Below are 13,260 nucleotides of genomic sequence, written 5' to 3'. Positions count from 1 at the left end.
CCGGCGTTCTGCCACGCCGCGCTCGTTCATGCCGTGCGCGACCGCAGTTCGCGCACTTGAGAAAAGCCCTAGCCTCGGATGGACCCACGCTACGCGACGCGCCCCCAGTGCCCACTGCCAGCGACGCGGCCGCACACGGACTTCATAGCCGCCATGTAGCGGCTGACTGATTTCAGGGCGACCGGATTGTCGGGGTGCATGATCGCCATGACGGTGCCCTCGCCGTACCGGAATACATAAATGGTCAGCTGATAGGAGTACCGGCCGTCGGGATAGATCCCGATATTGTCCGCGAGGCCCAACTCGGCCGCCGCGAGAATCGCATTGAGCGGAGCGGCGCCGCCATGAAAGAAGTTCGACACCGGAAAGTTTGGCTGGGGCCAGCGCAGCCACGGCGCCAATTCCAGTACGCGGTAGTACGGCACCTTCGCCATGTCCAGACCGGAATCGAAAGAGGCCTGAGCGGCCCACGCCGCATCTCCGAAAGATGCGGCCGCGATGGGCACGGTGATCGGAATCAATCCGGTAAACCAGCCCTGCGTCATGAAATTGTCGGCGGCGGTGCGCGAATCTCTAGGCGTGAGCCCGTAATACGTCAGGGCGCCGGTGAATTCATGCTCGAGCAGGGCGAAGCAGGCGAACAGTCCACCCACGAAGCGTGCACCGGCGGCGGTGCAGGCGGATTCGAATCGCTCCGTCTGGGCCACGTCCATCAGAAGTTCGGAGGTCATCTGACTGCGACTGGACTCCAACGGGTTGCCCAGTGGTAGCGGGAACTCAGGGAAACCGCCATTGTTGTTGTCGGCGAAGTCGATCCACGCACGCACCTCGGGTGAATCGACGGTCAATGTCGAGGTGTACTCGCGTTCGCGGATACAGAATTCGTCGAAGCTACCGGCATCGGGAAGGGCCAGCGCCTCACCGCCGCTGCTCAGCGCCGAGTACATTCCGTTGGCTTCCATCATCGTGGTGCCGATCAGCGTCGCGTCCCCGTGCACGTGATCCATGGCGGCAAAAAATGTGAAATGGCTCTCGTTCTGGATGATCCCGAAAGTGAAACAGCCCCACTGCAGCGGGTTTGGTATGGCCACGACATGAGCGTGTATTTCGTCAACGGTCATCCGGCCGTGGTCGATTGGCGCGAACTCGATATCCGCCGGATCGCGCACGGTATGCCGGACGAACTCGCCGGTGTCGGTGTGCTCGAACCAACTGCGGAACGTGTCGTGTCGTCGCAGATAGGCGTTGACCGCGTGGTTCATCGCCGCGACATCACAAGTCCCAGCCAACTCACAGGTCGCGATGATCTGCCGGGAGAAGTTCAGCCCCGCGGCCGTCCGTTCACAGTAGTTCCGAAGATGCTGGCGCTGCATGTAACTGACCGGCACGGAGCTGACCGGCGCTTGTCGGACCTTGTCTTTTGCCGCGTCCGTCGGGTGCCACGAGGTGACGGAGCCCGGGGTCAGCGTCCAATCATCGAGCGCGCCGATCGTAATTTTCCCGATGCGCAAAACTACGTCCCCCTCGGTGTAAACAGTCCCCGTCCGGCCACTGGTGGCGCCACCAAGATAACCCGCCGGGCGATTGCCTCCCCAGACGCGCGCGCTCCACGGCCTACACTCACTGACGGATCCGGCGTGCGGTTGTGGCGATCGAACGGCCGGGCGGGAGACGCAAAGCGGCGGACACAGTGGCTGTCGTTGCGCGGTGGGGGTGCTGCGATTGCAGTGCTGGCCTTCGGAAACTGACTCTGAAGCGCAACCGCCCGTGGGGATCGAAGTCTTCATCCGCCAACACAGGGGAGGTCAAGGAAATGGCATCCGTCGAAGAGCTGGACGAGCCGGCTTCGGGTTTTGCGATCGTCGGCTACGCCGCTCGTTTTCCGGGTGCCGCGGATGCGGATGAGTTCTGGGATGTGTTGCGGCACGGCCGGGACGCGATATCCGAGGTGCCGCCGGACCGCTGGGACGTCGACGAATTCTTCGACCCGGAACCGGGCGCACCGGGCAAGGTCGTGACCCGTCGTGCCGGATTCGTCGATGACGTGACGGGCTTCGACGCGCCGTTTTTCGGCATGTCGACGCGCGAGGTCAGATTGATGGACCCGCAACACCGGATCTTGCTGGAGACGGCATGGCGTGCGGTGGAGCATTCGGGCACTGCACCAACGGCCCTGGCCAACAGCAACACTGGAGTCTTCGTCGGTCTGGCGACCCACGACTACCTCGGAATGGCGTCCGACGAGCTGACTTACCCCGAGATCGAGGCCTACATGGCCATCGGTACCTCGAATGCCGCTGCGGCGGGCCGAATCAGCTATCGACTCGGGCTGCAGGGTCCCGCGGTCGCCGTCGACACGGCCTGCAGCTCGTCGCTGGTGGCGATCCATCAGGCCTGCCAAGCGCTTCGCCTCGGCGAATGCGACCTCGCGCTGGCCGGGGGGGCGAACGTTCTGCTCACGCCGGCAACCATGATCACGTTCTCCAGCGCTCACATGCTCGCCCCGGACGGCCGATGCAAGACATTCGACGCGGCCGCCGACGGCTATGTTCGGGGCGAGGGATGCGGCGTCATCGTGATCAAACGCCTGGACGACGCGATTCGCGACGGCGACCGGATTCGGGCCGTGATCCGCGGCAGCGCGATCAACCAGGACGGTGCATCGGGTGGATTGACGGTGCCGAACGGCGTTGCCCAGCAACGGGTCATCGCCGAGGCGTTGAAGCGCGCCGACCTCCAACCCCGCGACGTCGGGTACTTGGAAGCGCACGGCACCGGGACATCGCTGGGCGACCCCATCGAGGCCCAGGCCGCCGGTGAGGTGCTCGGCGCCGGCCGCGAACCCAACCAACCGCTGCTGATGGGGTCGGTGAAGACCAACATCGGTCACCTGGAAGCGGCCGCGGGTATCGCCGGTGTGATCAAAGTCATTCTCTCGCTCGAGAACGAGCTGCTGCCGCAGCACCTCCACTTCGAGAACCCGTCGCCGCACATTCCCTGGGACCGCCTTGCGGTGCGGGTGGTCGACGAGGCCACGGCCTGGGAACGCAACGGTCGGCCGCGCATTGCCGGGGTCAGCTCTTTTGGGTTCGCGGGGACCAACGCGCACGTCATTGTCTCCGAAGCGCCACCGCACGCGGCAGCACCGCTGGCCGCACCGGTTCCGGTCGAGCAGCCCGGGGACCGACGGTTCAGCATTCTTCCGCTCTCGGCCCGAACCCCCGCCGCATTGGTGCGGCTCGCCGGCGAGTACCGCAGCTGGTTGAGCACCCACCCGCAGGCCTCCCTGGCCGACGTGTGCTTCACCGCGGGCACGGGGCGAGCGCACTTGGAGCACCGCGCCGCGCTGGTGGTCAACTCGCGGGAATCCGCGATGGAGCTCCTCGGCGCACTCGCCGACGACCGGCCGGCGCCCGGTTTGTTCCGCGGCGAATCCCATGACACCCCGAAGACCGCGTGGCTGTTCACCGGGCAGGGCAGCCAATACCCCGGCATGGCCCGGGAGTTGTTCGACACCGAGCCGGTGTTCGCCGAGACGCTGAACCGCTGCGCGGCAGCGGCCGCCTCGATTCTCGAAAAGCCGTTACTGGACGTTGTTTTCGATATCGACGGCCCCGATGGCGAAGCGACGCTGCGGCAGACCTCTTACGCACAGCCCGCCTTGTTCGCGGTGGAAATGGGCCTGGCCCGGCTGTGGCAGTCGTGGGGTTTCGAGCCAGACATCGTGCTCGGCCACAGCGTCGGCCAGTATTCGGCAGCCTGCGTCGCGGGCGTCGTCGGTCTCGAGGATGGCGCGGTGCTGATGGCCGAACGCGGTCGCCTCTTCGCGAGCTTGCCCGCGGGTGGTCGGATGGTCGCAGTGTTCACCGCCGCCGAGCGTGTCGAGAACCTGACCAATGACTTCCCGAGCCTGTCGGTTGCCGCCTACAACGGCGCGAACACCGTATTGTCCGGGCCCGCAGCGGATTTGGAGCAGGTGGTTGCGGGGCTGGCCGCCGACGGTGTCCGGTGCGACTGGCTCGACACCAGCCACGCGTTCCACTCGGCGCTGCTCGACCCGATTCTGGACGAATTCGAGTCGTTTGCGGACCGGTTCGATTACGGTGCACCACAACGGATGTTGATTGACAACCGAACCGGCGCCGCGCTCGGCCGCAGCGTGCAGCTCGACGGTGCCTACTGGCGGCGGCACGCCCGCCAACCGGTGCAATTCGCCAAAAGCGCGCACACCCTCGCCGGGCTCAATTGCAAGGTATTGCTCGAGGTCGGCCCGCGACCGGTGCTCACCGCGGCGGCACTGAGCTGCTGGCCCGACCCGGCCACCGCGCCGCGGGCGATCGCATCGTTGCGGCGCAACACCGCCGACCACCGACAGATCACCGAAGCCGTTGCCGAGGCGTACGTGTTGGGCCACCTGCCCGAATTCGCCGCCTTGCGGCCGGCGCAAGCGCGCAAACTGGACCTGCCCACCTATCCATTTGAGCGTCGCCAATATTGGTTCCGCGACGACCGTGACCGCCCCGACCAACAGCAGCGGCGCGGCGGCCCACGTACCGAAGCCGTCCGTCTGCTCGAGGACGGCCGGATCGAGGAACTTGCGGCCTTGCTCGACGCCGAAGGCGACGATCCTCAAACCCTGCGCGTGCTGACCAAGCTTGCGGCACAACATAATCAAGAACGGACTACCCGGGCAAACGCCGACGACCGTTACGAGATCCGGTGGGAGAAAGCCCCTGCTGCGCCTTCTCGCGCGCAAGCCGGCGAGGAACTGCTGCTGATCGGCCAGGATTCTCCGGCGCTGCAGCCGTTGGTCGACGAACTCGTCGCACGTGGACAGCGGTACCGGTTCCTCGGGTTGCCGATGTCCGACGCCGAGGAGGATCAGCTCGCCGATGCGTTGCGCGCTGCGGCGGCAGCCGATTCGGCGCTGCGCATTGTGAGCGTTGCGGCGGTGGACGCCGATCTCGGTGTGAAGGCCGCCCCGTCGATGCAGTCACTGTTGCGGATGCAACACCGGATCCTGGGCGGAACGCGGCGCCTTTTCCGCGCCGCGGTCGCCGCCGACCTGCGCGCCCCCATCTGGCTGGTAACGGCCGGCGCCCAGCGAGTCGTTGACCGGGACACCGTGGCGCCGGAGCAGAGCTCGCTGTGGGGATTCGGGCGTGCGGCGTCGCTGGAACATCCGCAGCTGTGGGGCGGACTGGCGGATCTGGCCGACGGCACCGCCGACGAGTGGGCTCGCTTCATCGGCTGGATCTCGACGTCGCAGAATTCGGCGTCGCGTGAGGATCAACTGGCGCTGCGCGATCAAACCGTCTACGTGCCGCGGCTGGTTCGGCGGGAGGGGCAGCCGAACGGAACTCCGCTGGAAATACGTCCCGATGCAACGTATTTGGTGACCGGTGGGCTGGGTTCGATTGGGCTGGAGATCGCCGGCTACCTGGCCGCCCGCGGCGCCAAGCATCTCGTTCTGACCAGCCGCCGTCCGCCTGGCGAAGCCGCGCAAAAGCGCATCGATGCACTGGCCGCCCAGCATGGCTGCGAGATCCGGGCAATCGCCGCCGATGTCGCCGACGCTCACGACGTCACCCGGCTGTTGGCCGGTCTGCAGCCGCCGTTGGCCGGCATCGTGCACGCCGCCGGTGAGATCGGCACCACCGCGCTGAGCGACCTCGCTGACGCTGAAGTCGATCGCGTCTTCGCCGGGAAGGTCTGGGGTGCTTGGCATCTGAGCGAGGCCGCGGCGGACCTGCGGCTTGACTTCTTCCTCAGCACGTCCTCGATCGCGTCGGTATGGGGCGGATACGGTCAGACCGCCTACGGCGCGGCCAACGCGTTCCTCGACGGGCTGGCCTGGCGCCTGCGCGAACGAGGCGTCTCGGGGACAAGCGTCAACTTCGGTCCCTGGTCGGCGGGTATGGCCGACGCCCAGTCCCGTGCGCGACTGGACAAGCGCGGGATCCGTACGCTGTCGCCCGCCGATGCGCTGGCGGGGCTGGCCGATGCCGCCGCGTCGTCGTCGGCGCAGGGCGTGGTGGCCCGGATCGACTGGGCCCGCTTCCTGCCGCTCTACGAGCAGGCCGGCCGACGGGCGTTTTTGACGGAGTTGGAGCGCGAGGTGCCCAATGCGGTGCCGCCCGTGACGGCGTCGGGGAAGACCCAACTCGTCGAGCAACTGACCAACGCCCCAGTGCAGCAACGTAAGCGGCTGCTCACCGATTACCTGCGTGACGCGGTCGCCGAGGTGACGCGGGTCGATGTCGCGGAGATCCGCGAGGACGCGGGTTTCTTCGACCTCGGCATGGACTCACTGATGGCCGTCGAATTGCGCCGCCGCATCGAGCACGGGGTGGGTCGGGAGATCCCCATCACCCTGGTGATGGATCACCCGCGGCTGTCCGACGTGGCCGACTATTTGCTCGGCGATGTCCTCGAGCTCAGCGCGCAAGCGGCGCCGCGCCCGGTGGCAGCGGTGACGACGCGCACGGACGAACCGATCGCGATCGTCGCGGTGTCGTGCCGATTCCCCGGCGCGCCCGACCCGGAAGCCTTCTGGGAGTTGCTGTCCAGCGGTGTCGATGCGATCCGGGAAGTCCCGGAGGACCGCTTCGACATCGACGAGTTCTACGATCCGGACCCCGAGACGCCGGGCAAGACCTACACGCGCTTTGGTGGATTCCTCGACGAGATCGACGGATTCGATCCGGAATTCTTCGGCATCTCACCGCGCGAGGCGGTGTGGATCGAACCGCAGCAGCGGCTCATGCTCGAAACCGTATGGGAGGGGCTGGAACGCGCCGGGTACGCGCCGGGTGCGTTACGCGGCAGCCGAACCGGCGTCTTCGCGGGCGTGGCCGCCAACGAGTATGCGCACCTGCTGTCCGCCGAGCCGATCGACAAGATCGAGCCGTACTTCATCACCGGCAACGCGCTCAATGCCATTGCCGGCCGGGTCGCCTTCGCGCTCGGGCTCGAAGGGCCCGCGGTGGCGGTCGATACCGCATGCAGTTCGGCCCTGGTGGCCGTGCATCAGGCGTGCCAGGCATTGCATGCCGGTGATTGTGACCTCGCGTTGGCCGGCGGCGTCAACGTGCTGCTTTCTCCGGTGACCGTGATTGCGGCCTCGCGCGCCCGGATGCTGTCGCCGGTCGGCCGATGCAAGACCTTCGATGCCTCCGCCGACGGCTACGTGCGCAGTGAAGGTTGCGGAATTTTGGTACTCAAGAGGCGCAGCGACGCGGAGCGCGACGGCGATCGGGTCCTCGCCCTTATTCCGGGCAGCGCGGTCAACTCCGATGGCGCTTCGAGCGGTCTGACGGTACCCAATGGTGGTGCGCAGCAACGACTCATCGGGGCGGCGCTGAGTCGCGCCGGTCTGGTGGGCGAGGACGTCGACTACCTCGAGGCGCACGGAACCGGTACCCCGCTGGGTGATCCGATCGAGGTGCAGGCGGCCGCGGCCGTTTACGGAGGTTCGCGCAGCGCGGACCGCCCGTTGCTGATGGGATCGGTGAAGACCAATATCGGCCACACCGAGTCGGCATCGGGCGCGGCGGGTCTGATCAAGGTCGTGTTGTCCCTTCAGCACGAATTGCTGCCGCAGAGCCTGCATTTCGACACACCGTCGCCGCATATCCCATGGGAGTCGCTGCCGGTGCGGGTGGTGGACGAGTCGACCCCGTGGCAGGCCAACGGCAGGCCGCGGCGCGCCGGCGTGAGCTCCTTCGGGTTTACCGGCACCAACGCACACGTGTTGATCGAGGAGGCGGCCCGCACCGGATCGCCCGTCGAAGATCCGTCGGACTCGGCGGACGATGCCGCGGCCGCCGGCACCGGCGAGGTCAATGTGCTCGCGCTGTCCGCCCGATCACCCGAAGCACTGGTGGCGTTGGCGCAGCGCTATGCGGCCTGGCTGAGTGCCCACCCGAAGGTGGACCTCGCCGATGTCTGCCTCACCGCAGGCACGGGTCGTTCACATTTCGAGCACCGCGCCGCGCTGGTAGTCGATTCGATCGAGGGCGCCCGCGAGGGCCTGGCCGAACTGGCCGAGAACCGCCTGCGGCCCGGCGTGGTCCGTGGTGAGCACGCTCACCACCCGACGACGGCATGGTTGTTCACCGGGCAAGGCAGCCAGTATCCCGGCATGGCACGTGAATTGTTCGACACCGAGCCGGTTTTCGCCGACACCGTGACGCGGTGTGCGGCCGCGGTCGAGGATTTGTTGCCGCGCCCGCTGCTGGAGGTGCTGTTCGCCGCGGATCGGGAAGCCGGAGAAGCGGTGCGGCACACGTCGTTCGCCCAGCCGGCGTTGTTCGCCATCGAGATGGGCCTGGCGAGGTTATGGCAGTCCTGGGGCATCGCGCCTGATGTGGTGCTGGGGCATAGCGTGGGCCAGTACGCGGCGGCCTGTGTGGCCGGCGTCTTCAGCCTCGAGGACGGCGCACGGCTGATGGCCGAACGCGGCCGGATGTTCGGCAGCTTGCCCGAAGGCGGCCGAATGGTGGCCGTGTTCACCGATGCCAAGCAGGTCGAGCAGATCGCCGGCGAGTTCCCGCGCGTGTCGGTCGGCGCTTACAACGGACCCAACACGGTGCTCTCGGGTCCGGGCGACGACCTCGAACAGATCGTCGCCAAGTTCAGTGACGAGGGTGTCCGCTGCACCTGGCTGGACACCAGCCACGCCTTCCACTCCGAACTGCTGGACCCGGTGCTCGATGAATTCGAGTCGTACGCAGCGCAATTCGAGTTTGCTGTACCGACGTTGCCGTTGGTGTGCAACCGCACCGGCGCCGTGCTCACGGCCCAGACCCCGCTCGATGCCCAGTACTGGCGGCGGCATTCCCGCCAGCCGGTGCAGTTCGCCGAAAGCGTGCGCACCGTGGCGGCGCTCGGGTGCTCGGTAGTGATGGAGATCGGCCCGCAACCTGTGTTGACCGCGGCCGCGGTGCAGGTCTGGCCGGAGCACCTGGCCGCCCCGCGCGCGATCGTCTCACTGCGTAAGGGTGTGGCCGACCGGCGCCAGATCGCTGACGCGCTGGCCGCGGCGTACGTCGGTGGTCACCGCCCCGATTTTGCAGCGCTGCATCGGCAGAACGGTCGCCGACTCGAATTGCCCACCTATCCGTTCCAGCGCCGCCGGTTCTGGCCCAAGTCGTCCGGGATCGCCATCGATGGACCGGCCGTGTCCGGAATCCTGGGCAGTGCAAAAGATCTCGCCTCCGGTGACTCCGTCTACACCAGCAGGTTGTCGGTCAAGTCTCAGCCGTGGCTTGCCGACCACGTCATCTACGGCACCGTCGTCGTCCCCGGGGCGACGTATGCCGCGATGGCCTTGGCCGCGGTCGGTACTCCGGCGCGGGCGAAGGATGTCTTCTTTTACGAGCCGATTATCTTGCCCGAGAAGAGTTCTCGTGAGGTCCAGCTGACGTTGCACCCGCAGGAGGACGGCGACGGGTGGAAATTCCAGGTACACAGCCGACCGTATGGTGAACGCGGCGCCGAATGGTCGCTGAACGCCGAAGGCATGGTGGTCGCCGGTGCCGACGGCGAGCCGGAATCCGAAGACGACCCGGTCGACGAAGCGCTCGAGCGGTTGAACCGGATGCGGCCGCAAGAGTTGTTCGAGACCTTCGCCGACCTGGAATTGGCCTGGGGCCCGACCTGGTCGGGTTCGCTGAAGTCGCTGTGGCTCGGCGACGGCGAGGCGATCGGTGACATCGTCGTCGGCGAAGAGCTCGCCGAGCAACTCGGCGCCGAGCCGATGCACCCGGTGCTGATGGACCTGTGCACCGGCGTCGCTTTCCCGGCATTCCCGGCACTTCTCGCGGCCGAACAGGGTGTCAACGATCTGTTTCTGCCGCTGCGGTACGGGCAGGTGACGCTGCGGGAGAAGATGCCGCGGCGGTTCTACTGCCGGGCGAAGTGGCATGCCAGCGCGCTGGACAGTGAAACCCAGGTGTTCGACCTCGAGTACCTCGACCGAGATGGTCGGCACTTGGGCGGAATTCGGGAGTTCACGGTCAAACGGGCACCCCGCGAGGCATTGCTGCGCGGTCTCGGCGGCGATGCCACTCGGCTGCTCTACACCCTCGGCTGGCACGAGGTGCCGTTGCCGGCGCCGAGCGAGGATGCCGGCAGCGTCAGCGGCACCTGGCTGATCGCCGGATTCGACGAACTGGCGGCCAATGTCGCGGGCTGCATTCCCTTCGACCGCACCACTGATCCGGAGCTGCTGGGTGAGCTGTTGGCACAGGCCCACCAGCGTGGTCTGCCGTTCGCCGGAGTCGTCTGGCGCAGCGCCGCGCCAACCGGAACGGAGTCGAGCACCGAGAGCGCGGCGCGGCTCGAGACGGAGATCGCCAACCTGCTCAGCGCCGTCCACGCGGTGCAGCGTGGTGAGGCGAAACTGCCTGGGGGACTGTGGATCACCACCGAGCGGGGGGTGGCCACCGAATCCGGTGAGCCGGTCGATCCGGTGCAGGCGGCGCTGTGGGGCTTCGGGCGCACCACCATCAACGAGGAACCGGCTCTGCGCTGCAAGCTCGTCGACTGTGACGGATCCGAGGAAGCCGTACACGCGTTGGCCGGTCTGTTGGCCTCCCCAGTCGACGAGCCGGAACTCGCTTTGCGACAAGGCAAGCTGCTGGCGTCTCGGTTGTTGCCATGGTCGCGCAGCGGTCATCTCACGGTGCCTCGCTCGTCGGACTACATCCTGGCGCCGACCGAACGCGGCGCGATCGACAACCTGCGGCTGACCGAGGCGGAGGTACCGGCGCCAGACGAGGGCTACGTGCAAGTTCGGGTGGAGGCCGCCGGCCTCAACTTCCGGGATGTGCTCAACGTCCTTGGCCTTTACCCGGGTGATCCGGGCCCGATCGGCGGCGACTTCGCCGGAACGGTCACCCAATTGGGCGACGGCGTCACCGGACTCGAGGTGGGCCAGCGCGTCTACGGCTTCATGCAGGGCGCGTTCGCCAGCCGGTTCAATGTGCCGGCCCAGTTGCTGGCGCCGATTCCCGACGGGGTGGGGGCGGTGGCCGCGGCGACCATTCCCGCTGCGGCATTGACCGTCCGGCTCGCGTTCGACTGGGCGCAGGTGCAGCCCGGCGATCGGGTGCTCATCCACGCGGCCAGTGGTGGCGTCGGCTTGGCGGCGATTCAGATGGCACAGCAGTGCGGTGCCACCGTCTTCGCCACCGCCAGCACCTACAAGCGCGCGACGCTGCGCAAGCTGGGTGTGCAGTATGTGTACGACTCGCGCACAACGGATTTCGCCGACCAGATCCTCGCGGACACGGACGGTGCCGGTGTCGACGTGGTGCTCAACAGCCTGACGAACGAAGGATTCCTCGAAGCGACCGTGCGGGCCACCGCGCAGAATGGCCGGTTCGCCGAGATCGCCAAGCGGGACATTTGGACGCCCGAGCAGATGGCGCAGGTCCGTCCGGACATCGCCTACGAGATCGTGGCCCTGGACACGGTGACCTTCCAGGAGCCCGAGCGTATCCGTGGCTTGTTGACCGAGGTGTCGGAGGGACTGGGCAAGGGCGAGTGGGCGCCACTGCCCGCCGAGATCTACCCGCTCACCGAAGCGAGGGCCGCGTTCCGGCGCATGCAGCAGGCCCGGCACATCGGAAAGATCGTGGTGCAGATACCGAATCCGCTTGCGCCACAGCCGGATCGAAGCTACCTGATCACCGGCGGACTCGGAGCCATCGGCCTGCACACGGCGTCGTATCTGGCCCAACTCGGTGCCGGTGACATCGTGTTGACCAGCCGGCGCCAACCCGATGTGGAGGCACAACGCGCAATCGAGGAGATCACCGAGCGCTTCAAATGCCGCGTCCACGTCTTCGCGGCCGACGTCAGCGACGAGGCCGAGGTCGACAAGCTGCTGGAGCGAATCCGCGCGGAACTGCCACCGCTCGCGGGTGTGGCGCATTTGGCCGGGGTACTCGACGACGCGCTGCTGTCTGAGCAGAGCGTGGAGCGATTCCGAACGACCTTGGCGCCCAAGGCGTTCGGTGCCTGCCACTTGGACAGGCTGACGAAGGATGACGAGCTGGACTTCTTCATCGTGTCCTCGTCTGTTTCCAGTTTGTTCGGTTCGCCCGGACAGTCCAACTACGCGACGGCCAACGCGTTGCTCGACGGTTTGGTCGCGCAACGAAGGGCGCAAGGCCTGCCCGCCACGGGTGTCAACTTCGGCCCCTGGGCCCAGGGCGGCATGGCCTCGTCGGAGGCCGCAATCGCGAATATCACCGCGCAAGGCCTGATTCCGCTGGAACCTTCGGCGGCGCTGAGCGCGCTGGCCGAGGTTGTCGCGAACGGGACCGGCCAGGCCACCGTCCTCAAAGCCAACTGGCAGCGTGCCGCGAAGGTGCTGGGCAGTTCGCGCCCGCCGATTCTCGACCTCGTATTGCCCAGTGCCGTCGGGGAAGTCGCCGGTGACAGTGAGCTGCTCAAGCAGCTGATGGAGATACCCGTGCCACAGCGCGCGGGCTTCGTGACCGAGTTCCTGCAACGCGAGGTGCAGCATTTCCTGCGGCTCGCTCAGCCGCCGGCGGCGACCAGCCGGTTCCTAGACCTGGGTACGGATTCGCTGATGGCGATAGAACTGCGCAACCGATTGCACAGTCAGTTCGGCGGCAAGTTCACGATCAACGCCACCGCGGTTTTCGACTATCCCACCATCGGCGGTCTCGCCGAGTACCTGGTGGCTCAGCTGCCCGACGCGGAATCGCCGGCCGGACAGGCGGAGTCGAGCACCGAACAGGTCGCGGGGGCAGAGGCGGTCGCGGGGCCGGAGGCGAGCTGAGTCCGGCGGGTCAGCCGCTGATATCGAATCCGGCGACGACCTTGGTCGGGTTGACCCGCACCACCAGTTCGCCGGCCGAGGAGTTACGCCGACCGAACTCCTCGGCACGCTCGGCGCCCATGTAGCGGCCGCCGGTGCGGGTCGCGATGTCCAGCACGTCGGCCGGATCCTCGCTCACCGTCGCGACGCCCTGCACCTGTACGAAGGAGTAGGGCGGGTGCGGATCGTCGACACAGATCACGACACGCGAATCACGAGCCAGCGCTCGCCCTTTCGACGTGTCACGGCCGGTGTTGAACGCCAGTTGCCCACGGTCGACGACGAACCACACCGGGGCGACCAGCGGCCTGCCGTCGGCGGCCACATACCCCAGCATCCCGGTGCGGGTGCCGGCGGAGAGGAACTCGACGACTCTGTCGGATAACTCCGCCAGTTCGGCCATG

The 13,260-nt window shown here is 67.0% G+C and carries 3 protein-coding genes; 1 reads left to right on the top strand and 2 read right to left on the bottom strand.

Annotated features, from left to right (window positions below):
- Positions 1-89: 89 nt before the first annotated feature.
- The gene (locus AAHS21_RS13435; RefSeq protein WP_342928148.1) at positions 90-1,511 is read right to left on the bottom strand and encodes a condensation domain-containing protein; all 1,422 of its coding nucleotides are present in this window, start codon (positions 1,509-1,511) and stop codon (positions 90-92) included.
- A 302-nt stretch (positions 1,512-1,813) separates the two neighbouring features.
- Here AAHS21_RS13435 and AAHS21_RS13430 point away from each other — a divergent pair, with 302 nt between their 5' ends.
- A complete protein-coding gene (locus AAHS21_RS13430) occupies positions 1,814-12,817 on the top strand; it encodes an SDR family NAD(P)-dependent oxidoreductase (protein ID WP_342928147.1) in 11,004 nt (3,667 codons plus the stop codon).
- Between the two features lie 10 nt (positions 12,818-12,827).
- On the opposite strand, the gene AAHS21_RS13425 is transcribed toward AAHS21_RS13430, so the two are convergent.
- Entirely contained in the window at positions 12,828-13,250 is a 423-nt protein-coding gene (locus AAHS21_RS13425; RefSeq protein ID WP_342928229.1) for a PPOX class F420-dependent oxidoreductase, read from the bottom strand.
- Between the last annotated feature and the right edge of the window lie 10 nt (positions 13,251-13,260).

This window comes from Mycobacterium sp. 050272 (genome assembly GCF_039023525.1).
Classification (GTDB): Bacteria; Actinomycetota; Actinomycetes; order Mycobacteriales; family Mycobacteriaceae; genus Mycobacterium.
This window is presented reverse-complemented; position numbering and strand designations above follow the sequence as displayed.

Coding starts and splice junctions, on each gene's coding strand:
- AAHS21_RS13430 (WP_342928147.1), top strand. CDS start 1,814: ATGGCATCCGTCGAAGAGCTGGACGAGCCGGCTTCGGGTTTTGCGATC.